Source organism: Bradyrhizobium sp. cir1 (assembly GCF_014198245.1).
Lineage (GTDB): Bacteria > Pseudomonadota > Alphaproteobacteria > Rhizobiales > Xanthobacteraceae > Bradyrhizobium.
The window spans coordinates 237,217-263,151 of the sequence record NZ_JACIHE010000006.1; the positions used below are offsets into that span (position 1 = coordinate 237,217).

A 25,935-nucleotide genomic window follows, 5' to 3' on the forward strand; every position below is an offset into this window, starting at 1 on the left:
GACACCGCATTTGAAAGACCAACGCGATTTCGCGTTACTCGGCTGCGGTCTGCACTGGCCGGTGCGACCGGCCCGCCATGTGCTCCTCGATCCATCGATATGTTGGGATCAGCCCCACGCGCAGCGGCGTGCTGGGCTCCCAGCCGAGAACGCTTCTCAGCCGCGAATTGTCGCTGTTGCGGCCGCGCACGCCCTGTGGTCGCGACGGGTCGTGCCGCTTGACCAGCGTCTTTCCCGCAATGTCGCAAATGATATCGACGAGACCATCGACGCTGACCAGCTCGTCGGTTCCGAGATTCAGCGGCGCGCTATAGTCCGACCGCATGATGCGGAAAATCCCCTCGACGCAGTCATCGATGTACATGAACGATCGCGTCTGCTTTCCGTCACCCCAGATCTCGATCTCGCTGTGATCGGGAAGCGCCGCGACTTTCCGGGAAATTGCGGCTGGCGCCTTCTCGCGGCCACCATCATAGGTGCCGAGCGGTCCATAGACGTTGTGGAACCGCACGACCCGCGTCACAAAGCCCCAATCATCCATGAAGTACTGACAGAGTTTCTCCATGTATAGTTTCTCGAGTCCGTAGCCCTCCTCGGGTTGCGCGGGAAACGCGTCCTCCTCGCGCAAAGGAACGACATCGGGACTTTCCTGAAGGTATTGCGGATAGACGCACGCCGATGACGAGAACAGGAATCTCTTCACGCCGTTCTCGCGAGCCGCGCGCAGGGTGTGCGCATTGATGAGCGTGTTGTTGATAGCAATACCGGCATGAGAGGCACTGATGTATCCGATACCACCCATGTCTGCCGCGAGATGATAGACTTCTTCGATGCCGGCAGTCGCCTTCATGCATTCGGATGACTTACGAAGGTCTGCGATGACGAATTCGTCCGCCTCCGTTGCTTCGTACTCCGGAGCTTTGATGTCGACACCGCGCACGGCGTATCCACGCCTAACGAGATACTTGACAAGATGGTGACCGATGAAGCCGCCCGCGCCGGTAACCAGAACTTTCGCATCTTTTCGCATATCGCGCTCCCTGTCGCGTTCTTGGCATCAAGATACGGGGAGAGAGCCCGATCCATTACTGCAACGAGGGAGTAATCCGGATGGTGCAGGTAAATGCGCCTTGTCGCTTGCCGTGGTCAGACGCAGCCGGCGCGCCGACAGGGATTGCAGCCTGCTGATAACAGGAATGCTTGATGTGCAGCGATCAGTAGACCACCAGTTGCCCGGTTGGCTCTACACCCTGCGCGCGCAGGCCGTCCCAGTCGAAGGTCGCATGTCCCCAGGCGAAGCGCGCGGGTCCGGCGGATCGCCGAACACGATAGAGGTTGCCGTCAAGGATGTTGTTGCCGTCTGTGATGATAGAGAAATTTTCGTGGCCCAGCTTGACGTCGGACGCACCACCCGCGCAAGCAGCTCCCTCGAAGGTCACCTCGTTGTTCCGGATTGTGTTGTCGCGCGTCTTGTACATTGGTCCACCGCGCATTCCGATATGGTCATTGCGCCCCTGGTCGATCAGCATGATCCCGCATTTTCCTGGACTGACGGTGAGCCGGTTGTCATAAACCTGCACGTCCTGCGACGCAGCAATGAGAATGTCGTTGCCCCAGAACCAGGTCTTTTCTGCAATACCGTTATTGCGAACGACATTGTTGCGAATGACCGCATTGAACGAGATCTCGTGAAAGATGCCGGCGCCCTGATTGCGCTCGACGATGTTATCTTCGTAAAGCACATTCCGACAGTTGATGTCACACCACAGTCCGGGACCGACGTTGTCTTGTACGTGATTGCCACGAAGGACGACGCCGTCGCTCAGGACGATCTTCAGGCCGCCCGCTTCCCACCCGAAGTCGAAGCCATGGATGTTGTTCGCCCGGATCCAGTTATCTTCGACGATGATATCCCTGCCTCTGCCGCCAACACCCATTTGGCCATTGTGATGAACGTCACAGCCCCGCACGCGGCCACCTGCTCCCACCACGATTCCAATCCCGCTGTTCAGGCGCACTTCGCAATTCTCGACGATCCAACCGGCATTCCCGCTTTGGATCGCCCCCTTCTGGGCGATGCTTGCGTACTTTTCGATGATGACGTTCTTGATCAGCACGTTTCTTGCTGCACTTTCGAACGCGAAGGCGGCCACCGTCACCTCAACTTTGCGCCCGGTTGGATCATCGGCGAAATAGAGACGTCCGCTGCTGTGGTCCAGATAGAACCGGCCCACCTCGATACCTTCCTTGCGCAACACCTGCACTAATGGCTTGTCGTCGATGAAGAAGCCCTCGGGCAAGTCGCAGGCCGGCGTTTCCTTGGCGCATCGACCATGCTTCTGGCCCGACTGCTCTTGTCCGCTCGCGACCCAGTAAAGCCCCTCGCGGCTGAACGACGTCAGCAACCGGCTGCCGTTCAAAACCGTTCGGCCCTCTCCGTTGAAACTCTGGCCCGACTTGGGCCGAACCGCCTGAATCCTGTGATTTCCATTCTTCAGACAGAACGCAGCGCCCTCGCCGGCATTTTCGACAGCGCGTTGGATCGAGGTGCCGGGCTCGACCGCGATCGCACCTGGCGGGCAGGGACTTTCGATAACGCCCGCGCGAACGGCCGTTGCAACTGCCGGCGGAATAACAAGCGCCAGCAGCGCAGTCATCATCCTACATCGAGCCGATCTCGCGCCAGGCGCTCGCATTGTTGCCGTTCACCCCTGAAGTGCCATCGCCATCATTCAACGATCATCATGTATTCCGCTGACATCGGTAGATCATCACGGAGCCTGTGCCGAAACCGATCAGGCACCAGAACCATATCCCCTGCATGGGCCCCTCCAGGGCCACGTCGAACGATGCGTTGATCACGAATGAAGCAGCGTAACAGCCGATGAAGATAAACAGGCCGGCCCACTCGGCTTCCCCCCTGCGCAAGGCGGCCCGCGCAGCGCCTGACAACGCGATCGACCAAGAAACGAGAATGATCGCCCACAGCCCCAAACCCGGGACTCCGGCGCGCGCGAGAATTGTCATGTGGACACTGTGCGGACTTCGCAGTGGCGGGCTGTTGGGGTCCTTCCTGTGTTGGAAGCCATCCGCATCAGCCAGGTTCAATCCGAACCCTCGTCCGGTCCAGAAGTCCGGCCCAAATACCGTATCGTTAAGGATGATAGTCCACCACTCGAGGCGCCATGTCTTCGTGCCTTCGGTGTCCTCGCCGGACCGGCTAACGAGGCTGGCGAAATTGTCGGCGAATTGCCGCGTGCTGAGTGAACGCTCCTCCGTGGAGGTGGCGATACGCGCGTCGCTGACGGCTGTTTCGACGGCGAAGGTCGCGGCAAAGATCACCAGTCCGGCCACAAGCACCGCTGCCAGGGCACGCACCTTCCCTAGGACAAGCGCCGCGAAGATGACGGGTACAACAAAGGCAAGCATCCCGCCTCGGCTCGCCGCGCTGGCCATCACGGCCGTAGCAGACAAGAGGGCGACAGCGAGGGGCCTCATTCTGCTGAGCCCGGCGAGGGCGAACACAGCGGCTCCGGCCAGATGCGTGGTTATCTCGCCGCTGCTCTGAAGAATTGGAACGTCGGAGCCAGGCCATTTCGGGATCTGCTCCCCCATGTAGCGATGGAACGCGTATATGAAGGGGATGGTCGGGATAAAGATCCTTACAAAGACGCCGTAGTATCGCAGGATCGAATTGATGCGGTTGGCGTCGTCCAGCAACAGCGCGATCACGATGAAGGCGAAGCTCCCGTACATCACAACGACGCTATCACGCAGGGCGTCGAAGCCGTAGCTATCGATGGCGGGCAGTGTGCGCAGTACTACCCACGCCATCGCTGCGGCAAGAGCGAGGCTCGGCAACGTCGTGAGCGTCGCGAGGAGGCAGCCGGTCCGCAACAGGACGACAAGACCCGCGAAGAGGGTCATCTCGCCAATGAAGATAGGAGGAAATCCAAGGTAGGCAAAACCTTTTCCAAGCAATGCATATCCGAGCAGGACGCACGAGAGTAGCAGGAGATAACGGTCACCCAGGTCGGTTCGGCTTGCACGACCTGAACAACTTGCACTACCTGAAGTCATCGAGTTCATCCGAACTGCCACCCTGGGCACCGCCGCTGCCTTGTCACCCCCGCTATCCGGGTCGGGTGCTAGCGCAAGGCTGAGGCAACCGGCCTCCTCTGTGCCGCGGCTCCCGGATCAGGTTCCGCGGCCGAAAGTTTCTGGTTCATATCAGGCGGAAGCCGCTTCTTGACATCGATGATGTCGCCGGGCTCCACAGCCGTCGTCTCTGTTGCCTCGAAGACCGTGGTCTGACCATCTCGCACCCGCGTCACCATGATGGTGTGAGCCGATTCAGCTCCGAGCATATTGCCAGCCTGCTGCCGCTTCACCTCACGAATGTCCCGCGCTGACGGCAGCGTAATATCGAGTTCCCGAAGGCGTTCGCGCACCTCCCGCAGGTCGGTGATAACCTGTCTCCTGAACGACGCCTCCGCCTCATAGATCTTGACGTCGAGCTCACCAGCCTCCATCTGCAAGCGCATGACTTGCGTTGTTAGCCTCCAAAGCTCGCTCTCCTGGCTGGCTTCCGTGACCCGGAATTGCAGCTCCGAGTTTGCGACGCCCAAGCCCTGCTTGACCAGTCGGCTATACTGATCGGCATGCTGCCTGACCAACTCAAGCTGCTTCTTGGCTGCTTCAATCTGCCCATTGAAGGACGCGATCTCGCTTTCCAGGCGCGGCTTTTGCAAGCGCAGCAAGTCGAGCTGCCGTTGCAGGATGATCCCCTGCGTTTCAAACGTATCCGTCTCGTCGGCGATCATGCTCGACACCCGCCGCGGCATTCGTTCGCCGAGTTCGGGGGATCCTTCCGCGAAAACCTCCGGAGCAGGTGGAGAGAAGCTCTTCGCGCCATCGCGTTGCGCTTCGAGACGCGCCCGGCGCACGAGCAACGCCTGTCTTTGGAGGCTCAGCTGCCGGACGCGCTCGTCGGCCAGAAGGAATTCTGGAACGGCCGCGGCCTCGACCATATGCGGAAGCCCGAAGCCGCCAGCAACGGCCACGGCGCTCTGCACAGTGCTGCCATAGCGGAAGGGATAAGCCCCGGGCGTGCGCACGTCGCCGAGAACATACAGCGGCCGCAGCTCGCTAATCCGTACCCCTACGGAAGGTCGCTGGAGCACTCCGTCGGCAAGTCGATCCCGGATAAGGTTCTGGCACTCTTCGATCGTCAGATCCTTGACTTCAATCGCGCCGATCAGCGGCAGCAGAACCCTACCCATGCCATCGACAACGATCTCGCCCGATAATTCCGCCTGTCCGAAAACGGTCACTGTGATTCGATCGCCCGGCCCCAGTCTATAGCCGCCGCCACCCGCCGGAGACTCGGCAAGGAGCGGGAAGGAAACGGCCAATACGCCGAGCACGACGGCGGCTCTCACGAATTGATGCAATGTATTGGCACGCCAGGACCCAAGCGTGGCAGCCATCGCCGTTCGACTAGCCGTCATGGCCTCTCCTCGGCCTCTCCTCGCGAACCTCGCAGTTCACCGAGCGGAATTGCGGCCTTTCAGATATCCGGGCAGCAAACAACGCTAGCGGCACGCCCGCCCCCCTTCGGAGACGAACAGTGGCTATGCAACGGGCTCTTCGTGAGTACCACTTGGGTATGCGCGGATAACCCGCATTGTTTAGACCAGGGCTCCCAATGACCACTTCCCGCTCGGCATCCTCCCGGTCAGAGTTCTGGAGCGACAGTTGGCGCATCGCAGCCATGGAGTGATTCATGAAAAAACGCATTCTTGTGACGGGCGGCGCGGGCTTTCTCGGCTCGCATCTGTGCGCAAGGCTGCTCGACGAGGAGTGCCAGGTTCTTTGCGTGGACAACTACTTCACGGGGACACGCCACAACGTTGAACCTCTGCTCAACCACCCCGCCTTCGAAGTCATGCGCCACGACGTGACCTTCCCTCTCTATGTCGAAGTCGACGAGATCTACAATCTGGCCTGCCCGGCCTCGCCGATTCACTATCAGCACGATCCGGTCCAGACGACCAAGACGAGTGTCATCGGGACTATCAACATGTTGGGCCTTGCCAAACGGCTGCGCGCCCGGATTTTGCAGGCATCCACCAGCGAGGTGTATGGCGATCCCGACGTCCACCCTCAGACCGAGACCTACCGCGGCCTTGTCAATCTGGCGGGCCCACGCGGCTGCTACGACGAAGGCAAGCGATGCGCCGAGACATTGTGTTACGACTACAGGCGTCAGCACCGGCTCGCCGTAAGGGTCGCACGCATCTTCAATACATACGGCCCGAACATGCATCCGCAGGATGGACGGGTCGTTTCCAGCTTCATAATCCAAGCCCTGAAAAACCAGCCGATTACGATATTTGGCTCGGGAACACAGACGAGGTCGTTCTGCTATGTCGACGACCTCGTCGATGGCCTGATGCGTCTCATGGGTGTTGAGGGTGATCTCGACGGGCCCATCAACCTCGGCAATCCCTACGAGACCACCATCAAGGAACTCGCAGAGCTCATCATCTCCCTCGTCGGGTCACGATCCAAGCTCGAGTTCCGAGCGCTGCCGCAGGACGATCCCCGCCAGCGCTGCCCCGATATTGCCAGAGCCAGAGAGCTATTGCATTGGCAGCCTATGATTCCGCTCCGGGAAGGATTGAACCGGACCATCCGCTATTTCGACAGCCTGCTTTCCAGCCCCAGTGAGGCGAAGAAGATCATATGGAAAGTCGCCAGTTGAATTTTGCCGGATCAATCCACTACGACCGGGTCGACATTCTTGGTGTCGGCGTCAGCCCAATAACTCTGGATGATGCTGTCGCAATGATTGAGCACTGGATCAGCAGTTGCAGCCGCAATTACGTCTGCATTACCGGCGTTCACGGCGTGATGGAGAGCCGCCGCAACGAGCACCTGCGCCGCATTCACAATGACGCCGGTATGGTCACGCCCGACGGCATGCCGCTGGTGTGGCTTTCACGCTTGTTTGGCAACGATCGCATTGAGCGTGTCTACGGTCCCGATTTGATGCGGACAATGACCGCGATATCAAGTCTGCGCGGCTACCGCCAATTCTACTATGGTGGTGCCGAAGGAGTAGCCGAACAGCTCAAGCGGGCCATGGTTGCCGAGCATCCCGAGCTGAACGTCACCGGCTTGCTCAGCCCTCCATTTCGCGAGCTGACGGCCGAGGAGGACGAAACAATAATCGCTGCGATCAACGCGGCGCGCCCCGACATTGTCTGGGTCGGGCTGAGCACGCCAAAACAAGAGCTATGGATGGCAAGCCACCTCGGGCGCATTGAGGCGCCCGTCATGATCGGCGTCGGGGCAGCCTTCGACTTTCTGGCGGGAACGAAGCGTCAGGCACCGCTGTGGATGCAACGACACGGGCTCGAGTGGCTGTTTCGGCTATGCTCTGAGCCGCGACGTTTGTGGCGTCGCTACGCCTATATCGTCCCGGGCTTCACATTTCTTGCTGCGAGCGAAATCCTGCGCCGTGCGATGCGCCCATCTCATCGCCCGCGCGGTACATGGAACATGGATCGCTGGAAGCCGGACGGCCGAACGAAGGATTAGGGGCTTGGACCGCAATTCGAAATGCGGCCTACCGATGGCGGCGGCAGCACCGGTGCCCTCGCCGATCCCATCCGCACGCCCGGGATCGACGCCGGCGCGGAAAAAGCGCCGATCGATCGCCGCATTGCGCAGCGTCTGGCTTAAATGGCGAACACACAGCCTGGGGCTCGCGGACCAGGCGGTGGTTAGTGGCGTCAGCTTCGTCACAACGGTCCTGGTCAGCCACTGGACCTCGCCCAGGGAGCTGGGACTCTATGCGATCGGAATCTCCATGCTGATATCGATCGTTTCTATCCAGGACTCACTCATCGCGCTTCCCTATACGATACAGCGGCACCTGCCACGGGGCACCCCGACCGAGCACGCAGGCGGTTCACTGGTGCAATCCGGCCTGCTTTCGGCGCTTGGTTTCATCGTTCCGTTGGCGACAGCTTTAGTGCTGTCCGCATGCGCGGCGGCTCCTGAGTTGGTCGCGATGACCTGGGCACTGGCAATCGTCACGCCGTTCGCGCTGCTGCGGGATTTCGGCCGGCGGTATTCGTTCGCGCATCTGCAAATGGCCCGCGCTTTGACGCTGGACATCGCGGTAGCAGCGATCCAGCTCATCGCCCTTTGCTGGTTGGGTTGGACCGGAAGAATGTCGCCAGCCAGCGCATACCTCGCCATCGGCGTCGCTTGCGCACTGACTGGCGGCGTTTGGTTATACCACGCGCGCGGCAACTTCGTCGTCCGTTCGGATCGTCTGACAGCAGCAATTGCACACGGTTGGGACTTGGGAAAATGGCTCTTCGCAATCCAGATAACCGTGTGTGTTCAGGCCAGCATCCCTTACTGGCTGTTGGCATTTGGCGCCGGCCCAACGGCTGCGGGAGTCTATGCCGCGTGCATGAGCATCGTACTGTTCGCAAACCCTCTCATCATCGGGATCGGCAATACGCTGGCTCCGAAGGCCGCATTGGCCCTGAGCGAGGGCGGTCACACCCGGCTACGTCGCGAGGCTACTCAGGATTTGCTGTTGCTAGGCGCAGGAATGATGCTGTTCTGTCTGGCTATCCTCTTTTTTGGCGATGACTTGATGAGTTTGCTCTATTCCAACGAGGAGTATGCCGATCATGCCCCAACCCTCTTTGTGCTGGCGCTCGCAATGCTGGCGTCGGCCCTGGGTATGCCCGCGACAAATGCGTTACTGGCCATCGAGCGCCCCCAGGTGCTCCTCGGGGCCAGTTCGGTCGGCGCTGGAGTGACGGTGGTTCTGGTCTGGTATTTGATGATTGAAGGCGGACTGTTGGGAGCCGCTTATGGATTCATGACGGGCAGCGTGACCGGGGCCCTGGGAAGGTGGATCGCGTTCCTGATACTCGTTCCTAGGCACGGTCCACCGTCCGATCCCGAAGCGGAGCCCGAGATCCGATCGCCCCGCCAACGCGACGCCCTGATGCAACGGCAAGCACGTCCTCCGGCATCGCTGCGACCGACCGCCGGCCACGACGCCAGCGCTTACATCGCTGCGGACTGCAACGACGTCCATGAATTGGATTTTCGTGCAACCGAAGCCGAACGGCCATCTGCCCATGATTTGTGAACTGAGCTCATTCGACTAACAGGAAATATGAGCGGCGCCATGGGCGACGCTCCCTCGAGGAATGAAGCAATGGACTCCCTGTCGCCTGTAACAGTTTGTATCATCGGCGCCGGTCCCTACGGCATTTCAGTCGCTGCACACCTGCAATCCAGGGGCATAGAGTTTCGCATATTCGGTATTTCGATGCATCGCTGGCGAGCCCAAATGCCGATCGGGATGTTCCTGAAATCCGAGGGCTGCGCCTCGAATCTGTCCGATCCGATAGATCGTCATACACTCCGCCGCTACTGCGCCGAGGAGAAGCTCCCATATGAAGAATGGGGCCAGCCTGTATCGCGAGAGGTATTCGTCCGATACGCGCTGTCATTTCAGCGGACGCTCGTGCCGAACGTCGAAAGCGCGATAGTGACCATGGTCAGCAAGTCAAATAACGGGTTCAGGTTGGAGCTCAGCAGCGGCGAAAGATTGAACGCCGAAAAGGTCATCATCGCAACGGGCCTGGAGCATATGGCCCATACGCCGCAAGAATTAGGCCGGTTACCGGCGCACTTGCAATCGCATAGCGAACGCCTTCACGACCTCAGTCAATTCAGGGGGAAGGACGTCACAGTGATTGGTGGCGGACAGTCGGCGCTCGAAACAGCGGTGCTGCTGCATGAAACGGGTGCATTTGTCCGCCTTCTCGTTCGCAAGCCATCACTCAGATGGAATCCGCCCCCGAGGAACGGTCGCCGTAGCTTGTATCGGCGCCTGTGGGCTCCGAGGACGGGCCTTGGAGACGGACTCCAGCTCTGGCTCTACAGCAATCTTCCCGACTTGTTTCGCTACCTTCCTCAGTGGATACGGCTTGAACGAGCAAAGAATGTGCTTGGCCCCACCGGCGCTTGGTGGCTAAACGAAAGAACAGCGGGGTTGCCGATCTTGCTCGGCCATTCCTTGCTTGGCGCTGAAGCCCGCGGCGACCGCGCCGTGCTGCAAGTCTCTGATCAAAATGGCCGCTCGGATGAGCTGGTCACCGATCACGTGATCGCCGCTACCGGGTATTCCTTTCAGCTCGGTCGACTGCCATTCCTTAGCCAGGATCTGGTGTCCCGGCTACGCCACGAGCAGCAGCTGCCGATGCTCAGCTCTCATTTCGAATCGTCGGTACCCGGACTTTACTTTACCGGGTTGGCCAGTGCGTACTCGTTCGGCCCCGCCATGCGGTTTCTCCACGGCGCAAGCTTCACATCGCGGACCATAGCTCAACAAATCGCAAGCGCAGAACGAGACAACAGGCTTGTACCGGCCATCCAACCTGCCGGCATTGCCAAGTACGATAATTTGGGAGCGGGCGGCTAAGCTCGGGCTTGTCATGCTCACATCAGCCGACGTGGATACGGGAGTTCCGGTGCTGTTGCTCAAGATGGGTGAGTACGTCATCCATCATGGCGCTGTTGGCATCGCTCGAAGCCTCGGCAGGTTGGGTATCCCGGTGTACGCAATCGTCGAGGACCGTTATACCCCCCTTGCGATGTGCCGGCATTTGGCCGGAACCTTTGTCAACCCGAGCACGGATACCAATGGAGTCTTGAGCTGCCTGACAGCGATCGCCGAAACCATTAAGCGCCCGACGATCTTGTTACCGACCGATGACAACGCCGCTGTTTTCATCGCCGAGCACTCCAAGGACCTTGCCGACCGGTTTCTATTTCCCCGTCTGCGGCCAGAGCTTCCTCGCCAGTTGGCCGACAAAATGAGCCTGTACTCACTGTGCAGACAGCTCGGAATACCTTTTCCGGACTTTGTCTATCCCACTTCTATCGACGACGTTCATAAGTTTCTTGAGCGCGTGACATTTCCCGTTGTTGTCAAGGCCGCAGAACATTCGCGGTCAGTCAACAACCGTTACAGCAGCCTCATCGCGCGAAATCCGGATGAGCTCATCGCAATTTGCGGGCCGCCGGAATCCTTCCGGCGTTCGAAGATAGTTTTGCAAGAGTACATTCCTGGCGAGGATTGGGTCTTTCACGGCTATCGCAATCCAGAAACAGATTCTCTGCTTGGTTTCACCGGGAGAAAGGTCCGATCCTATCCACCCTTTGCAGGCCCGACCACGCTAGGCGTATCCATCCCGAATGAGCAGCTGAGCAAGCAGGCCGAGGTGATGCTGCGGGAGATCGGCTATGCCGGTGTCATGGATCTCGACTGGCGTCATGACGAGCGAGATGGCCGATACAAGCTCGTCGACTTCAACCCGCGCGTTGGCGCTAATTTCCGAATGTTCGAGAACAGCGAAGGCGTCGACGTTGTCCGAGCTCTTCACCTCGACCTCACAGGGAGACCCCTCCGCCAGTCTGCAATGGTCGAAGGACGGACGTTCACCGTAGAACTCTACGACCTCGTTGCTTCCCTCGCCTACCTGCGCCGCGGCGGATCGACCAGCCGAGCGTGGCGAAAGTCGCTGACCGGCCCCCGAGAGCTGGCCTGGTGGAGTTGGGACGATCCACTTCCGTTTTTCGCAATGGGCGCGCGTTTGCTGCTCCGGGTTGCGGGACGTACCGCTCGGCGGAACGGCGGCAAGGTTTTGCTGCATGTCAGGCGAGCAAACAGAATCCTCGACTTCGGCGCCAGAAGCAAGAAGGCCTAGCTCTTCGACGCTGGCGCCCTGCCCTTACGGATTACCCCGACCGACTCCTTGCCACCCCGTTCATTACGGCGTCCACTTGTCTAGCAACGCGAGGCTCCCGCTCAGAGCGCCCTAAGGCACCGCGTTCCCCGAAGCGACACGAACAGGATCGAACGCTGAAGAACCATTCGCCAACAGCAAATCAAACCGTTCGCGACACGCTCTCCTCGCACACGAAGAGTACAACGGAGGCGCTCGCCCCGGATGGGGGCGCACGATGGGACAACCAGATGCTTCCAGTATGGCACCCGACAAACGCGTGGGAGCGTATCGGGGCGGCTTATGAGTTCCTGCTGAACAATACGATCGGATCAGTCGGGCGGTGGGTCGCAATTCGACTATCCCTTTCAGCGCAAGACCCGCGCGTCGGCATGACCGAGAAAAGATCTGCGTCCTCGAGCCTCGATCAAGCCATTCAAGTCTTCGGGGACTTCACACGAGGCACGAGCAATGACCGTTGGCGGGTCCGACCGCTCGACGAGGGTGAACAGGCCACCGTTTTCGTCGCCGAGCCTCAGAGCCGGGATCCGCAAGGTCAACCCCACGATCCCGCCGTCATAAAATTGTACAGACTGGCCTGCGCTTCGCAAACTGAGTTTGTATGCAGGCAATTTGAAGCGCTGTCTCGAGCGCATGTGGCACTGAACGGCCGCACATTTCGTGGTTGGCGGATCTCGACTCCGATCCCTCTCCACGTATGCCGATCACCACTTGCGCTCGTCATGACGATGGTCCCCGGCAGAAAGGTGAACTGGTATCTGCGAGCCGGCGGCGACTTGGCGCATGATGTTATCGACTCGGCACCGCAGGCGATCGTCGCGGCCATGAGCGAATACTGGGCCGCCGGTCATTCCCACGGCGACTTCAACATCGACAACATCCTTCTCGATCCGATCTCCCGGGAGATCTCATTCGTCGACTTCGGTGCGGAACCGCTCATTCCGTGCTGCGATAGCGCAACCCGTCGGCGCTCCGCCTCCTACGACCTTGGATACATTCTGTACGATGTCGCAATGCGGGTGAAGGGTAACGCCATTGGTCCGGGCGCTCGCGCGCGCAGGCTGATTCTTGCGGAGCGCATGCTGCGGGCATTCCTGGAAACGATCGCGAGACAGGAAAACGCGCTGCACGTCATCGATGAGATCCATCTGGTCGCGCGGCTCCATATGGAAACGATCGACGTTTCGCTCTCGCCGCGGGGGCTATGGCGGCGACTGCTGCGGTCACTCGCCGCACGACGCATAGACACGACGCTCGGAAGACTAAAAGCGCAATTCGGACCGGCGATGCAGTCGTCATCGTCGGCCGACGAATTGACGAGGCAACAGTGACGCGGGCAACATACATCACGACAAGCTGGGACGATGGCCATCCCCTGGATTTGCGCATCGCTGCGTTGCTGAGCAAACACGGCTTGACTGGCACGTTTTACGTGCCGATGACCGCCGAAAACGGGACGATGACTGCCGCGCAAATTCGCGACCTCCGCTCGGCTTTTGAGATCGGTGCACATACGATCCATCATGCGGTTCTCACGAAGTTAACCAAAGAGAGGGCGTGGCAAGAGATCATGGGATCAAAATGCTGGCTCGAAGATGTGACCGGGCGGCGATGCAGCATGTTCTGCCCGCCAACGGGTGCATTTTCTCACTCGCACGTCGAGATGATCCAACGAGCCGGCTTTGTCGGCCTGCGCACGGTCGAATTGGGATCACTTGATCTCCCGAGACAGCGCTCCGGCCTCGCGTTGATGCCGACCACAGTTCAAGCGTATCCGCATGGCCTGCCTGCTTTTGCCAGAAACGCGATCAAGAGAATGGCTTTCGCCAACCTGTGGCGAGCTCTCTTCAACGGCAGATCGAAAGATTGGTCTCAACTGGCGCGAGTTCTGCTGGACAAGGCGATCGACGGCGGCGGCGCTTTCCATCTCTGGGGCCACTCCTGGGAGTTACATGATTCCAGTCAATGGCGTCGCCTCGACGACGTCTTGCGCTTTATGCACGACGCCTTGGGCGACGCGCTCAGTGTCACAAATGCACAGCTCGCTCGGCTATCCTTGACGTCTGAACACAATGACGACACGACGCAAGACCGGTCGATCGACGTGACATGGACAAAACGATGAATTCTGTCGTCAGGCATGCGGTTGATGACGATCAGCACGTCCGACATCCTCATTCGGCCGCGATGAGGATCCTGGTAGCGCATAACTATTACCAGCAGGCGGGCGGTGAGGACGAACAGGTCGCAGTCGAAGTAGCCATGCTTCGTTCCTTCGGACACGAAGTCGTGCAATTCTGCCTGCATAACAAGGCGGTCGATTCAATGAACCGGTTTGCGCTGGCGTCGCGCACCGTATGGAACCGCTCATCGTCCCATGAACTGAAGCGACTGTTGCGAACGCACCAACCGCAGATCGTCCACTTTCATAACACGTTTCCGCTGATTTCGCCCGCCGCGTACTGGGCTGCTCGAGCTGAGGGCACAGCGGTGGTTCAGACCCTGCACAATTTTCGCCTTTGTTGCGTCAATGCAGTTCTATTCCGGGACGGCCGGGTATGTGAGGATTGCTTGGGGAAGCTGATCCCCTGGCCCGGCGTCCTTCACAAGTGCTATCGCAACAATCTCGGCGCCAGCGGCGCGACCGCGATAATGATTGCAACGCATCGACTGCTGGGCACCTGGCACGAGGCCGTGGACGCCTACATCGCCCTGTCCGAATTCTCGCGACGCAAGCTGATCCAAGGGGGATTGCCTGCTGACAAGATCGTCGTCAAGCCCAACTTCGTCTACCCCGATCCCGGATTCGGGGAAGGCAATGGAGGATTCGCGCTGTTTGTAGGGCGATTGTCGCAAGAGAAGGGCATCAAAACACTGCTCGCTGCGTGGCGGTGCTTGCGCCACGACATTCCGCTGAAGATTGTCGGCGACGGACCTATGGCCCAGTACGTGCGCGAAGCCGCAGCCGCGGACAGCCGGATCGAGTGGTTGGGATACAAGCCGCTCGATATCGTTCACCGCATGCTCGGTGAAGCAGGCGTTTTGCTCCTGCCGTCGCGCTGTTACGAGAACTTTCCTCGCGTAGCTGTCGAAGCATTTGCAAAGGGCACGCCGGTCATCGCGTCTCGATTGGGCGCCATGGCCGAAATCGTCGAGGACGGCCGTACTGGCCTGCATTTCGAACCCGGAGATGCCGACGATTGTGCCGCCAAGGTAGCGCGACTTCTCACGCAGCCGTTCGAATTGGCGCGGATGCGACAAGCCGCCCGGGCGACGTTCGCGAAGCATTTTGTCGCCGAAGCCAACCATGACGCGCTCATGACGATCTACCAGCGGGCCATCGGAGTTCGCCATGCTGCGTAGCCCTGCACGGATTACTGTCGCTCCTCTGGAGAGATCCTGGAGCATACTGGCATCCGTTCTCGAAACGCTCGATGCCGCGAACATCCCGTATTGCATCACCCACGGCTACGAGAATCTGACCCAAGGCGTCAATTCGGACGTTGATTGCATCCTGCCAGTCGATGTGAGCCCTGAACGGCTGACGGCGCTGTTCAAACATCGTCGCAAGGCGATTGGAGCGGATGTCGTACGTTGCCTGTCGGGGCACATAATCGTCGCCGGCAAGAACGTCAACGGTTCTCCATGCTTTGTCGATCTCCACGTCGGCACCAGCTACCAACTAAATGGACGCCGATATTACAACGCCGAGCAAATTCTTGGTCACCGACGACGGCTCGGCCAACTCTGGGTTCCCTCGGTGCCGATTGAATTCGGCTGCCATCTGATTCGTCGGGTCGTAAAGCGTTCCATCTCGAATGATGACGCGCGAAAGCTTGGCGAGCTCTATCGCCAAGATCCGCACCGCTGCGCAATGGAGATCTCGCGATTCTGGAGTCGGGCGACGACCGGAAAGTTGCAAAGCGCGATAGAAAGCGGCGATTGGACGAGAGTTCGGCTTGACTTGCCAGACTTATGTGTCGAGCTGCAGCGGCGAATGGCCTTCAGACAACCGTTGGAACTTGTCGGTCATCGGTTCACCAGGATGGCACGAAAGCTGAGCCGCGCTTGTCGGCCGAAAGGCGGCATTGACGTCATATTTCTTGGGCCGGATGGCGCCGGAAAATCCTCGGTAATCAACCAGACGCGCAAGGAATTGGCCGATGCATTCTCGAGCACGCGTTGCCTCATGTTTCCGCCAGCGCTGTATCGCCAGTGGCGCGGTCGCGAGGAAGGGCCTCCGGTATTGCCCCACGATCTGCCGCCGCGTTCGGTGTTCGCGTCTGTCAATCGAGCTCTCGGTTACTGGTTGACATATTACGTAGCAGTGTACTGGATTTCGATACGACCTGCGTTGGCGCGATCCGCCTTGGTCATCCACGATCGGCATCTTGTCGATGCGTTGGTCGATTCCAAGCGCTATCGCTATGCCGGTCCAGCGTGGCTATTGCGCTGGATCTGGCTCGTGCTGCCAAAGCCGGACCTCGTCATCCTGTTCGACGCACCGGCTGACGTGCTCCAAGCTCGGAAGCACGAACTTTCGCTCGAGCAGACCGCCGAGCTGATGGACGGCTATCGTAAGCTCATTCGCACGCTGCCTAATGGATATGTCGTGGACGCCTCCTTGCCGCTGCGAGACGTAGTGACCGCTGTTAACGACGTCGTTCTCGAGACCCTGAGCCGGCGCTTTGATACTGTGGAGCCTGGAACGGGTATGCAGCGCTAGGCCATCTCCACACCGGCGACGCCCTCTTATGGGCGAACTGCAGGCCGGCTCGTTGCGCGCTCACGCCTACTCCTCACGGGTTACCTCCATTGCAGCCTTTCCATTCATTGATGATCGGAGCTTGATTCCTCACACTGAGCATGCCTCCGGCCAAAGTCGATCTCTTGCTCTCACGCCACGGCTGCCGTCGGCAATGGCGCACAACTCGGTAGCCTGGAACACCTCGAATGACAGCACAGGTAAAGATCAAGGAGAACGAGGCCAACCAATGGCAAGCCCACTACGACGAGGTGGCGCAAAGCGCCCTGCGACTGATCTGGGGACGAAAACTGCTCATTACGTCAGTTCTCCTCATAGCGGTCTCGCTCGCAGCGATCGCGCTCGTGTTGATCGGCCCACGTTATTCGGGCGAAGCCACGATCCGACTCAACTTCCTTCGTGATGAGCCGCCCAATGGCGCCAAGACCCAACCGATTGCCGTGGCTGACGCGGTCGCGCTGGTAGAAAGCACCGCACGGACCATCCGGTCGCGGGCAACGGCCAACGCAGTGGTCGCCAGGCTCGGGCTCGACAAGGACCCCGACTTCGCCCGCGAGACGATGGTATGGCACACGTTCTTCCTGATCCGCGGAGCGCTTGGGTTGGAGGAGGCGACGCCGACGTCCCGGCATCTTGCGGCGAGCCAGCTGATGCGAATGATCACCGTGACCAACGAGCCCCGATCCTATTTGATATCGATTACGGTGACGACGAGCGATCCGGAGCGCGCCACCACGCTCGCGAATGCCGTTGCGTTGGAATATCTCCGTGGCCAGATGTTGCAACAATTGTCGGATGACCAAGCCGCTGTTGAGCGCGAACTGGCCCAGCTTTCATCGGTATATGGCGTACGTCACCCGAGCTATGCTCTCGCGCGCGGACGGCTCAACTTTCTGCAAGATCGGCTGACCGCGTTGCGGGATGGCGCGTCCGGCGACGACAATCTGAGACTTGTTGCGGGACAGTTGTTCGTACCTGCCGAGATGACCTTCGTCCCATCCGGCCCCCCTATTCTTTTGATCTTTGGGCTTGCGGCAGGCGCGGCACTGGTTGCCGGGATATGGCTGGCTCTTCAGCTCACACCGCGTGACCATCCCCGGCAGGACAAGCTTACTGTCGTGGGGGACCGGACCGGACAGCCTGTTCGCGTCGCCGCCGCGAAATCGAAGGAAAAGCTCACTGATCAGTAGATCGGCACATGCTATCTTCGGTCACCGGATGATGACCCGCTGCTAGGCAGCTGCGGCGGTCAACCTTTTCTCCCAATTGTAGGCATGTTCGACCATGATCGGCAAATCGTCGAACCTTGGCTTCCATCCCAGTTTCATGAGTTGATTGGCGTCCGCGACGATCGAGGCGGGATCTCCCGCGCGACGGGACGCCTGGCGAATCTCGAAGTTGACGCCTGCAACCCTCCTGACAGTCTCGACGACTTCTCTGACCGAATAGCCCCGTCCATAGCCGCAGTTCAGCGTTCGCGACGTACCGCCACGGCGCAGGTGGTCGAGCGCGACCAGATGCGCACGGGCCAAATCGGAAACGTGCACATAGTCTCGCACACACGTACCATCAGGCGTCAGGTAGTCGGAGCCGTAAATGTTCAGATATGCGCGACGACGAAGCGCTGTCTCGAGAGCCACTTTAATCAGATGTGTCGCACCTGGCGTTGATTGACCAAGCCGGCCGGCCGGATCGGCTCCCGTGACGTTGAAGTAACGTAGCGCCACGTAGCGCAGACCATGGGCCGCGCCCGCATCGGCCAGCATGTACTCCGACATCAGCTTTGACCTTCCATAAGGCGAGAGCGGTGCCGTATCGGCAGTTTCCTTTACTGGCGTAGCACTTGGATTGCCGTACACGGCGGCACTTGAGGAGAAGATGAAATTCTCTACCCGTCCTCTCACCGCGGCCTGTAGCAGCGCGTGGGTTTTCACCGTGTTGGTGAGATAGTAACTGAGAGGATCGGCTATCGATTCGGGCACGACTATCTTGGCCGCGAAATGCAGGATGGATTTGATCTCGTGGGTCTGTACGATACGCAAGATAGATTCATGATCGCCAATGTCGCCAGCATAGAACGGAACGCCTGACGGCACGGCAGCCCTGCAACCAGTCGACAGGTCATCCAGCACGACCGGAATCTCGCCCCGATCGAGCAACGCGAGAACGGTGTGGCCGCCGATAAATCCGGCGCCTCCCGTGATCAAGAGCGTCATATCGCAGCTTCCTCCGCCTGAGCTCCCGGAAAGCTCGTCGCCATCACTCGCGCTGGCAGCCCACATCGGACGAGTCAGTTGCTCATGACACTGCCTTCGGTAGTCGCTTGTCGATCTCGCAGTTGAGGTAGTCATAAGGGAGTAGCGAGTCACCGCCCGCATCACCTGCGCCTGACAACTCTCGCTCCAGTCCATCATGGGCGAGCTTGCGCTAGCTCCAGCAATCGCTGTCCGATTGGAGCCAATCAGAGAAAGGTCCATCACCCCTGCCCCATGATCCCATCACACGTTCAAAAAGCGGGGCCGCCTCGCTCCGACCTCAAGCAATGCCGGCGGCCACGAGCCTGCAGAAGCTTAGAGTGACGCGACCGTAGAAGACGCCTGCCCCCGGTTCCGAAGATGCGAAACGATAGGAGGCGCCGAGACCGCGAGCGATCTCCAACAATCCCATGATCTCATGGTGCGCCAAGGCCGAATGAATGCCAACCAGCTGCAGCAACAGGGCCTGAAAGCCAGGGTTGCTCATGACGGCCTTGCTCCAACGGACGGCAGCGGCAGGAATTGCGCGAGATAGGCGCTCCTCCATTGATACGGCGTATCGCCCGCGTAGCGCTTGAACACCGTCGTGAAATGAGCCTGCGTCTGGAACCCGACGGTCAAGGCGATGTCGACGAGCGAGGCGTCGGCCTGCCGCAACAATTCCTGGGCACGCTCGATCCGCCGCTTCAGCAGATACTCGTGCGGCCTGATGCCGACGGCAGCCCGGAACTGCGCGGCGAAATGCATCCGGCTCAGGCCGGCGACGGCGGCCAGATGCTGCAAGGAGATCTTCGCGGCCAGATTGTCGTCGACATATTGGATGACGCGCTTGAGGCGCCATTTCTGCAACGACCTCACCGTCCGGCAAGCCTGGCCTTCCTGATCGCCCTCGGTCGACTCTGGCTGGTCTCGTCCGGCCACCGGCCGCCGGCTGGCCTTGCGGGTCAGAATGGCCAGACGCAACGCATCGACAAGAATGGCGGAATGGGGATGTTGCATGGCCTTGGTGGCAACGAGTGCATCCGAGAGACGCCGCATTACCGGATCAGTGAATCCTTCTGCAGCTGTCTCCCGATCGGACTCTGCGGATGCGTGCGCAAGACGTTTCGCGGACACCCTGAAGCTCGGCCCGCTGCCGGCATATCCCCGCACGTCCGGCGCGGGCGGCTCGATAGCCAGCGCAACATCCAGGTGAACGAGGGAGAGCGTTATGGCCTCCTCGCCGGAGCGCCGTAGACGTCTCGACGGCTCCAGCCGCGCACCGTCGATTGACGAGACGTCGATTGCGGCGGCGACATGGTCCTTGGTGTTTTGCGAGTGTGACATCTGCAGCGACATCGTCGAACCTCCTTGTCCCAGTTCGCACTGGCAAAGCCTGACCGACTTGACCGATTGCGATGGGAGCAGAGTAGTCCGGCGATCCGCGCGCTCCATTCTACGCGCGGGTGCAGGGATAAGGTCTCGGGTTGACCGCATCATACGTAGGTATGATCGCGGCGGACGAGAGCTCGAACGGAACACCGCGTCTGCATCTACGGACCTGCAAGCCGGGCGGTTCGGCGTACCTGCGGTAAGTTGACGCGGCCGCGATCGACGAAATCACCGGGAAGCCTTGTTCTTGAGGGGAATCTCCATGTCGTCGCTCGCGGCGGCTTCAACATTTCCGGAGGTCTTCCAAGAGAGCACGAAAATCACCCGGCTGGATGTTGTGGACGCGATCAAATCGCGGCATCAAGTCGGCTGCGATGAGAAGAAACACCGCCTGCGACGATGACCAACCTTGATCGGCCCACGGGCTCATCCATGAGCCGCGCCGGCTTGCGGTTCTGGTCCGCTGTACTCGCCTTCGCGGTCTTCATGATTGACGTGCTGACGCCGCTCGAGGGCGCGGTCGCGGTTCTCTATGTCATTGCGATCCTGCTTGCGGCGAGGACAAACCGGCGCAACGACATCATCGTTGCAGCGACCGGCTGCATCGTCCTGACCGTCACCGCCTATCTGCTGTCGCATGAGCTGCAGGCGATCGCCTCGCCCGCCCTTCGCGCGCTGGTGAGCCTCGCTGCGATCGGGATTACAACCCTGCTGGTGCTGCAGAATCAGGCGGCGACAACGCGCCTTGCGGCACAGGCACGCCTGCTCAATCTCTCGCATGACATGATCTTCGTCAGGGATCGCGGCGGCGTGATCACGTTCTGGAACAAGACCGCGGAACAGACCTACGGCTGGTCAACCGAAGAGGCGCTCGGGCAACTCGCCGACAAGCTTCTGCGAACCAGCTATTCCGACCGGCGGGAAACCATCGAGGCCAGCCTGCTCGATACCGGGCGATGGGAAGGCAGGGTGGAGCAGCGGACCAAGGCCGGCGCCGTGCTCACCGTCGACGCCCGATGGGCCCTCCAGCATGACCATCTCGGCACCCCCGTCGGGGTGCTCGAAACGCATACCGACGTCACAGACCGCGTTGCGGCGCACAGCGCGCTGGTGCAGAGCGAGCAGCGATACCGCCGGATGTTCGACGCAAGCCGGATCGGCGTCGTCGAGGAGGATTGGAGCGGACTGCGGACGGCGCTGGATTCGCTGCAGACCGACGGGGTGGATTTGCGCGACCATCTGGCACGAAATCCCGATTTCGTTGCTCATGCCCGCCGCCTGGCCAGAATCACCGACGTCAATCCAGCCATGCAGAAAATGGCGGGGGCGAGCGGCTCTGCGGCTTTCATCGAGAACGTGGACAAGCTGCTGGGCGAAAACGATCGGAGTTTCCTCGACGCGCTGGTCGCATTCGCGGAAGGACAGCGGTTCCACGAAGGGGAAACGCGCCTCGTGCGCCTCGACGGGCGCAAGGTGCCCGTGCTGTTCACGATCACCTTTCCGCCCGAACCCGGCGGGGATCATAACGTGCTCGTCTTCGTCGTCGATATCACCGAGCGCAAGCAGGCTCAGGATGCGCTGCTCGCGGCGCAAGCCGAACTTGCCCATGCTGCGCGCGTCGCCACCCTCGGCGAGCTCAGCGCCTCCATTGCGCACGAGGTGAACCAGCCGCTGGCGGCGATCGTCACCAGCGGCGAGGCCGGCTTGCGGTGGCTGCGGCGCGACGTCCCCGATCTCAAGGAGGTTGCGACGACGATCGGCCATGTCGTTGCTCAGGGCCGCCGCGCCAGCGAGATCGTGACTCGCATCCGGACTTTCCTGAAGAAGGCCTCGCCCCAGCAGGACAGGTTGCAAATCGGCGAGGTCGTCGAGGAGGCGACGGCCCTCGTCGCGCGCGAGCTCGCCAAGGATGATGTCGCCCTCATCGTCGCGTCGGAGCATGGCCTGCCACCGGTTCGCGGCGACCGGATTCAGCTGCAACAGGTCCTGGTCAATCTTCTGGTCAATGCCGGCCAGGCCATGTCGGGCCGGCCCGGTTCCCGCACCATCACGCTGCGCGCCGGCATCGTGGACAGCGAAACCCTCGCCATCACGGTCCAGGACAGCGGCCCGGGAATCCACCCCGATGACATGCCGCGCCTGTTCGATCCGTTCTTCACGACGAAGGACGGCGGAATGGGCATGGGGCTTGCGATCTGCCGAACGACGGTGGAAGCTCATGGCGGCCGATTGTCGGTGACCAGCACCCCGGGCTCGGGAGCGACATTCCACCTGACATTGCCATATAGCCAAGAACACGACTCGCCATGACACGACCAAACCAGGCTCAGCCGCCGGCGCAACCCTCCAGCGCGACCGTCATCATCGTCGACGACGATGCCGGCATCCGCGCCTCGCTCGACAGCCTGTTCCGATCCGTCGGTCTCGAGACGCGCCTGTTCGGTTCACCGGCGGAACTGCTCGGCGGCTCCCTGCCCGACGGCCCCGGCTGCATCGTGCTGGACGTCCGCCTTCCAGGCGTGAGCGGTCTCGATCTTCAGAGCCAGCTCGTCCGGCAGGGCATCAGCTATCCGATCATCTTCATGACGGGGCATGGGGACATTCCGATGTCGGTGCGTGCCATGAAGGCCGGCGCCGTCGATTTCCTCTCCAAGCCGTTTCGCGACCAGGACATGCTCGATGCCGTGACGGCGGCGCTCGAACGCGATGCGCAGCACCGCGCCGAAGCCGCGACCAAGGAGGACATCCGCGCCCAGTACGAGACCCTGACGGCGCGCGAGCGCGAGGTTATGGGCCATGTCACCGCCGGTCTGATGAACAAGCAGGTCGCCGCTCTGATCGGCCTCAGCGAGATCACGGTCAAGATCCACCGCGGGAATGTCATGCGCAAGATGGGGGTCAGGTCACTGGCCGACCTCGTCCGCAAGGCCGAAGCGCTCGGGGTATCCCAGACCCGCAGGTCTACGGACCAAACCTGAGTATAATTTCGGCGGCACCGCCCCCGGTGCATAAGGCGCCATCGGCCGCGCAAAGGGAGATGCCCTCCTTGCGGAACACCGCGGTCAGGATTGTGTGCCAATGGCCAAGACCCCGGTGATTGCGATCGTGGACGACGACGAAGGCGTTCGCACGTCGCTGGCGAGCCTGGTGCGTTCGCTCGGCTACGATGCTCGTGCCTACGAGTCCGGCGTGGACTTCCTCCGGAAGGCGCCGGAAGACGATCCGGCCTGCATGATCGCCGACATCCAGATGCCGGTCATCACCGGCGATGAACTCCAGGCACAATTGATCGCCTCCGGCCGGCGCTTCCCGATCATCTTCATGACGGCATTTCCGAGCGAATCCGTACGCCAGCGCGTGATGGCGGCGGGCGCGCATTGCTATCTCGGCAAACCTTCCAGCGGCGACGAGATCATCCGTTACCTTGAACAGGCGCTGGCAAGCCAGACGCCGTAACCGGTCCGCCCGTCTCGCGCGCGACGGCCCTCCTCCCCCAACCAGACGTGCATTCCGGCAACCGGGTTGGTAGACCGGAAATACCGGCTGGCCCGGCAAACCTCATAGTCGCCGTCGATTTTGTCGACATCGGCAGGGCGGCATGCCTGCCGGAAACGAATGAGGCAGGTATGCCAGTGATCGCCAACAGTGCTGCCGCGCCGCGCCCGCTGGTCTTCGCCGGCTTCCCTGCGAACTCCTGGGCTTTCGCGTTGCGAGCCTGGCTGGCAATGATGCTCGCACTGTATGTGAGCTTCTGGCTCGAGCTCGAATCTCCCTCGTCGTCCGCCCTCACCGTTGCCGTCCTGGCGCTGCCGACACGCGGCCAGGGCATGGAGAAGGCCGGCTACCGGCTGCTTGCAACCGCCATCGGCGTTGCCGCATCGATCGCGATCGCGGGCCTGTTTTCCCAGACCGACGGTCTCCTGCTCGCCGTGTTCGGCATCTGGATCGGGCTCTGCGTCTATGTCGCCGGATTGCTGGATGGCAATCGCGCCTACGCAGCGGCGCTCTGCTGCATCACCGTCGCCCTGATCGCAATCCAGCAGATCGACACGCCGCTGCAGGTGTTCCCAGCCGGCGTCGCACGCGGCGCCGCCATCGGCATCGGCGTCCTTGCGGTGGCGCTCGTGAACGAGATTCTGGCCGCGCCGAACTACCATCCGGTGCTGGCAAGCCGCATCGAGGCGCTGCACCGCCGGGTCACGGACCTCGCGCACGGTGCCGAGCGTGCCTCCGCGCCGGCTGCCGCGAGCCTGTTGCATGACATCGCGGCACTGCGACCGGAGATCGCCAGCCTTGCGACGGAATCGAGCATCGGCACGGCAAGGACCGCAGCCGCGCGCTCCGCGCTGGTCGACCTCGTCAGTGCGCTCTCGCTCGGCCGCATGCTTGCGGCACTCCCCGCCGCCTCCACGGCTTCAGCCGGGCTGATGGCGATGTCACGATCCTGGCTTCAGACCGAGATAAGCCGAAAGGACGCGCAGGTCCGCCGCAGCCTCGATGCGCTGCGTGAAGGGACGCGCCCGTATCATGAATGGCGCGCGCCGCTCTATCGCTCGCGCCGCATCGCGGCGGAAACCGCCGCACGGGCCACGATCTCGTTCACGCTGATCGCGCTTTTCTTCGTGCTGACAGGCTGGCCCTCCACCGAGCTCTGCCTCACGCTCGTGGCGGCGATCATCGGCCTCGGCTCCACGACGCCTGCGCCACGCAGCTTCGCGATGGTGACGCTGACAGCGATGCCGATCGCCTGCGCGCTGGCTGGCATCCTGAAATACCTTGTTTTCAACGGTGTCTCCGAATTTCAATTGCTGGCGATTGGTCTTGCGCCTGTCGTCATCGGTCTCGCGCTGCTGATCTCATTGCCGAACCCCATGCTGTCGTCCCTCGGCCGGCTCGTCTTGGTGTTCGCGATCGCCGTCCTCGCACCGACCAATCCGCAGAGCTACGACCCCGAGGTGTTCCTGGTGACGAGCTTCTTCGCCGGCCTGTCGGCGGTGCTCGTGTTCGCCGCGCAGTTGCTGCTGCCTCCCCTGTCGGGCGCCCGGCGGGTCCGGCTGCTGCTGGGAGAGGCCCATGGCGAGCTGAGAGACCTCGACGGCAGTCGCGCTCGAGATCTCGCGCCGGAGGAAGCTGCGTTTCGCGACGCGGCGCGGATCGAGCAGATTCTGACCGCAAACGGCGCCTTGCCTCTCGATGGTCAGATCACGGCCAAAGCGATGCGCTGCTTCGACCAGGCTGAAGCCTTGCGGCGCTGCCGCGCCGAACTGGACCGGCTGCGACAGGGTCCGCTCGCCGGAGCGGCACAGGACGCGCGAGGAGCCCTCGCTCAGAGGAACAGCGGCGCAATCCTCGCTTCTGCCGAGGCGCTGCGTCAGGCGGCAGCGCGCAGCAACCTGTCCGCCAATTCGGCCATCGCCATGCTGATTTCGGCAAGCAGCGCATTCGCACCGTCACAGTCTGAAAGCCAGGGCGAACGGCCATGACGAACACCTACCGGGAGCTCGTCGTCGGTGGCGTGCTGATCGCCCCAATCGTCTCCTATGCGGCAATCGCGCTGCTTGCGTTCCTGCTGCTCCGTCCGCTGCTGCGTTTCATCGGATTCTCAAGATTGTTCAGCAACCCATCGCTGGCTGAGCTCAGTCTCTACGTTGCGATGTTCGGCCTGCTCGCACTGTTCTTCTAGGGAGAA

23 protein-coding genes are annotated in these 25,935 nt (G+C 61.0%); 16 read left to right on the plus strand and 7 right to left on the minus strand.

From position 1 onward, the window contains the following. Positions 1–34: 34 nt before the first annotated feature. The 4 genes from GGD63_RS15835 to GGD63_RS15850 all read right to left on the minus strand — a co-directional run bounded on the left by GGD63_RS15835 (position 35) and on the right by GGD63_RS15850 (position 5,510). The gene (locus GGD63_RS15835) at positions 35–1,030 is read right to left on the minus strand and encodes an NAD-dependent epimerase/dehydratase family protein (RefSeq protein WP_183243495.1); all 996 of its coding nucleotides are present in this window, start codon (positions 1,028–1,030) and stop codon (positions 35–37) included. A gap of 184 nt (positions 1,031–1,214) precedes the next feature. Beyond that, positions 1,215–2,660 (minus strand): right-handed parallel beta-helix repeat-containing protein, encoded by a 1,446-nt coding sequence (locus tag GGD63_RS15840; RefSeq protein WP_246785493.1) that lies wholly within the window; start codon positions 2,658–2,660, stop codon positions 1,215–1,217. Positions 2,661–2,742: 82 nt separating this feature from the next. Continuing rightward, a complete protein-coding gene (locus tag GGD63_RS15845) occupies positions 2,743–4,080 on the minus strand; it encodes an O-antigen ligase (protein ID WP_183243499.1) in 1,338 nt (445 codons plus the stop codon). 68 nt (positions 4,081–4,148) lie between these two features. Continuing rightward, positions 4,149–5,510: a polysaccharide biosynthesis/export family protein gene (locus GGD63_RS15850; protein WP_183243501.1), complete on the minus strand. Its 1,362-nt coding sequence runs from the start codon at positions 5,508–5,510 to the stop codon at positions 4,149–4,151. Between the two features lie 275 nt (positions 5,511–5,785). Here GGD63_RS15850 and GGD63_RS15855 point away from each other — a divergent pair, with 275 nt between their 5' ends. From GGD63_RS15855 to GGD63_RS15900, 10 genes are all read left to right on the plus strand, one after another. Next, positions 5,786–6,766, plus strand: a complete 981-nt coding sequence (locus GGD63_RS15855; protein WP_183243503.1) for a UDP-glucuronic acid decarboxylase family protein — start codon at positions 5,786–5,788, stop codon at positions 6,764–6,766. Beyond that, positions 6,748–7,605: a WecB/TagA/CpsF family glycosyltransferase gene (locus tag GGD63_RS15860; protein WP_183243505.1), complete on the plus strand. Its 858-nt coding sequence runs from the start codon at positions 6,748–6,750 to the stop codon at positions 7,603–7,605. Before GGD63_RS15855 ends, GGD63_RS15860 begins: the two co-directional genes overlap by 19 nt. A gap of 4 nt (positions 7,606–7,609) precedes the next feature. Continuing rightward, positions 7,610–9,187 carry a lipopolysaccharide biosynthesis protein gene (locus GGD63_RS15865; protein WP_183243507.1) on the plus strand — a complete coding sequence of 526 codons (1,578 nt, stop codon included), beginning with the start codon at positions 7,610–7,612 and terminating at the stop codon, positions 9,185–9,187. A gap of 69 nt (positions 9,188–9,256) precedes the next feature. Continuing rightward, entirely contained in the window at positions 9,257–10,528 is a 1,272-nt protein-coding gene (locus GGD63_RS15870; protein WP_183243510.1) for an NAD(P)-binding domain-containing protein, read from the plus strand. Between the two features lie 13 nt (positions 10,529–10,541). Beyond that, on the plus strand, positions 10,542–11,816 hold the full coding sequence (locus GGD63_RS15875) for a hypothetical protein (RefSeq protein ID WP_210315811.1): 1,275 nt from the start codon (positions 10,542–10,544) through the stop codon (positions 11,814–11,816). Positions 11,817–12,577: 761 nt separating this feature from the next. Next, a complete protein-coding gene (locus GGD63_RS15880; RefSeq protein WP_183243513.1) occupies positions 12,578–13,186 on the plus strand; it encodes a hypothetical protein in 609 nt (202 codons plus the stop codon). Next, positions 13,183–13,980, plus strand: coding sequence for a polysaccharide deacetylase family protein (locus tag GGD63_RS15885; protein WP_183243515.1), 798 nt, complete (start codon positions 13,183–13,185; stop codon positions 13,978–13,980). The genes GGD63_RS15880 and GGD63_RS15885 overlap by 4 nt, the downstream gene beginning before the upstream one ends. Then, the gene (locus tag GGD63_RS15890) at positions 13,977–15,218 is read left to right on the plus strand and encodes a glycosyltransferase family 4 protein (protein WP_210315812.1); all 1,242 of its coding nucleotides are present in this window, start codon (positions 13,977–13,979) and stop codon (positions 15,216–15,218) included. Before GGD63_RS15885 ends, GGD63_RS15890 begins: the two co-directional genes overlap by 4 nt. Then, the gene (locus GGD63_RS15895) at positions 15,208–16,581 is read left to right on the plus strand and encodes a hypothetical protein (protein WP_183243517.1); all 1,374 of its coding nucleotides are present in this window, start codon (positions 15,208–15,210) and stop codon (positions 16,579–16,581) included. The genes GGD63_RS15890 and GGD63_RS15895 overlap by 11 nt, the downstream gene beginning before the upstream one ends. Before the next feature lie 227 nt (positions 16,582–16,808). Beyond that, complete coding sequence (locus tag GGD63_RS15900) at positions 16,809–17,810, plus strand: hypothetical protein (RefSeq protein WP_183243520.1); 1,002 nt, start codon at positions 16,809–16,811, stop codon at positions 17,808–17,810. Between the two features lie 42 nt (positions 17,811–17,852). Here GGD63_RS15900 and galE read toward each other — a convergent pair whose 3' ends face one another. From galE to GGD63_RS15915, 3 genes are all read right to left on the minus strand, one after another. Next, positions 17,853–18,836 (minus strand): UDP-glucose 4-epimerase GalE, encoded by a 984-nt coding sequence (gene galE, locus GGD63_RS15905; protein WP_183243522.1) that lies wholly within the window; start codon positions 18,834–18,836, stop codon positions 17,853–17,855. Positions 18,837–19,155: 319 nt separating this feature from the next. After that, positions 19,156–19,362 carry a hypothetical protein gene (locus GGD63_RS15910; protein ID WP_183243524.1) on the minus strand — a complete coding sequence of 69 codons (207 nt, stop codon included), beginning with the start codon at positions 19,360–19,362 and terminating at the stop codon, positions 19,156–19,158. Beyond that, positions 19,359–20,213, minus strand: a complete 855-nt coding sequence (locus GGD63_RS15915; RefSeq protein WP_183243526.1) for a helix-turn-helix domain-containing protein — start codon at positions 20,211–20,213, stop codon at positions 19,359–19,361. The genes GGD63_RS15910 and GGD63_RS15915 overlap by 4 nt, the downstream gene beginning before the upstream one ends. Positions 20,214–20,508: 295 nt before the next feature. Between GGD63_RS15915 and GGD63_RS15920 the strand changes: the two genes are divergently transcribed. The 6 genes from GGD63_RS15920 (at position 20,509) to GGD63_RS15945 (ending at position 25,929) form a co-directional block, all read left to right on the plus strand. After that, positions 20,509–20,649: a hypothetical protein gene (locus tag GGD63_RS15920; RefSeq protein WP_183243528.1), complete on the plus strand. Its 141-nt coding sequence runs from the start codon at positions 20,509–20,511 to the stop codon at positions 20,647–20,649. A 275-nt stretch (positions 20,650–20,924) separates the two neighbouring features. Next, a complete protein-coding gene (locus GGD63_RS15925; RefSeq protein ID WP_312013285.1) occupies positions 20,925–22,556 on the plus strand; it encodes an ATP-binding protein in 1,632 nt (543 codons plus the stop codon). Continuing rightward, complete coding sequence (locus GGD63_RS15930) at positions 22,553–23,224, plus strand: response regulator transcription factor (protein WP_183243532.1); 672 nt, start codon at positions 22,553–22,555, stop codon at positions 23,222–23,224. The genes GGD63_RS15925 and GGD63_RS15930 overlap by 4 nt, the downstream gene beginning before the upstream one ends. Positions 23,225–23,324: 100 nt before the next feature. Next, entirely contained in the window at positions 23,325–23,702 is a 378-nt protein-coding gene (locus tag GGD63_RS15935; RefSeq protein ID WP_183243534.1) for a response regulator transcription factor, read from the plus strand. A 170-nt stretch (positions 23,703–23,872) separates the two neighbouring features. Further along, on the plus strand, positions 23,873–25,729 hold the full coding sequence (locus tag GGD63_RS15940; protein WP_183243536.1) for an FUSC family protein: 1,857 nt from the start codon (positions 23,873–23,875) through the stop codon (positions 25,727–25,729). Beyond that, positions 25,726–25,929, plus strand: a complete 204-nt coding sequence (locus GGD63_RS15945) for a DUF1656 domain-containing protein (protein WP_183243538.1) — start codon at positions 25,726–25,728, stop codon at positions 25,927–25,929. The genes GGD63_RS15940 and GGD63_RS15945 overlap by 4 nt, the downstream gene beginning before the upstream one ends. The last annotated feature ends 6 nt before the right edge of the window (positions 25,930–25,935 follow it).

What these genes read in the sequence shown, in the direction of transcription:
- GGD63_RS15835 (WP_183243495.1), bottom strand. Translation starts at nt 1,030, where the DNA reads ATGCGAAAAGATGCGAAAGTTCTGGTTACCGGCGCGGGCGGCTTCATC.
- GGD63_RS15840 (WP_246785493.1), bottom strand. Translation starts at nt 2,660, where the DNA reads ATGATGACTGCGCTGCTGGCGCTTGTTATTCCGCCGGCAGTTGCAACG.
- GGD63_RS15845 (WP_183243499.1), bottom strand. Translation starts at nt 4,080, where the DNA reads ATGACTTCAGGTAGTGCAAGTTGTTCAGGTCGTGCAAGCCGAACCGAC.
- GGD63_RS15850 (WP_183243501.1), bottom strand. Translation starts at nt 5,510, where the DNA reads ATGACGGCTAGTCGAACGGCGATGGCTGCCACGCTTGGGTCCTGGCGT.
- GGD63_RS15855 (WP_183243503.1), top strand. Translation starts at nt 5,786, where the DNA reads ATGAAAAAACGCATTCTTGTGACGGGCGGCGCGGGCTTTCTCGGCTCG.
- GGD63_RS15860 (WP_183243505.1), top strand. Translation starts at nt 6,748, where the DNA reads ATGGAAAGTCGCCAGTTGAATTTTGCCGGATCAATCCACTACGACCGG.
- GGD63_RS15870 (WP_183243510.1), top strand. Translation starts at nt 9,257, where the DNA reads ATGGACTCCCTGTCGCCTGTAACAGTTTGTATCATCGGCGCCGGTCCC.
- GGD63_RS15875 (WP_210315811.1), top strand. Translation starts at nt 10,542, where the DNA reads ATGCTCACATCAGCCGACGTGGATACGGGAGTTCCGGTGCTGTTGCTC.
- GGD63_RS15880 (WP_183243513.1), top strand. Translation starts at nt 12,578, where the DNA reads ATGACGATGGTCCCCGGCAGAAAGGTGAACTGGTATCTGCGAGCCGGC.
- GGD63_RS15890 (WP_210315812.1), top strand. Translation starts at nt 13,977, where the DNA reads ATGAATTCTGTCGTCAGGCATGCGGTTGATGACGATCAGCACGTCCGA.
- GGD63_RS15895 (WP_183243517.1), top strand. Translation starts at nt 15,208, where the DNA reads ATGCTGCGTAGCCCTGCACGGATTACTGTCGCTCCTCTGGAGAGATCC.
- GGD63_RS15900 (WP_183243520.1), top strand. Translation starts at nt 16,809, where the DNA reads ATGACAGCACAGGTAAAGATCAAGGAGAACGAGGCCAACCAATGGCAA.
- galE (WP_183243522.1), bottom strand. Translation starts at nt 18,836, where the DNA reads ATGACGCTCTTGATCACGGGAGGCGCCGGATTTATCGGCGGCCACACC.
- GGD63_RS15910 (WP_183243524.1), bottom strand. Translation starts at nt 19,362, where the DNA reads ATGAGCAACCCTGGCTTTCAGGCCCTGTTGCTGCAGCTGGTTGGCATT.
- GGD63_RS15915 (WP_183243526.1), bottom strand. Translation starts at nt 20,213, where the DNA reads ATGTCGCTGCAGATGTCACACTCGCAAAACACCAAGGACCATGTCGCC.
- GGD63_RS15920 (WP_183243528.1), top strand. Translation starts at nt 20,509, where the DNA reads ATGTCGTCGCTCGCGGCGGCTTCAACATTTCCGGAGGTCTTCCAAGAG.
- GGD63_RS15930 (WP_183243532.1), top strand. Translation starts at nt 22,553, where the DNA reads ATGACACGACCAAACCAGGCTCAGCCGCCGGCGCAACCCTCCAGCGCG.
- GGD63_RS15935 (WP_183243534.1), top strand. Translation starts at nt 23,325, where the DNA reads ATGGCCAAGACCCCGGTGATTGCGATCGTGGACGACGACGAAGGCGTT.
- GGD63_RS15940 (WP_183243536.1), top strand. Translation starts at nt 23,873, where the DNA reads ATGCCAGTGATCGCCAACAGTGCTGCCGCGCCGCGCCCGCTGGTCTTC.
- GGD63_RS15945 (WP_183243538.1), top strand. Translation starts at nt 25,726, where the DNA reads ATGACGAACACCTACCGGGAGCTCGTCGTCGGTGGCGTGCTGATCGCC.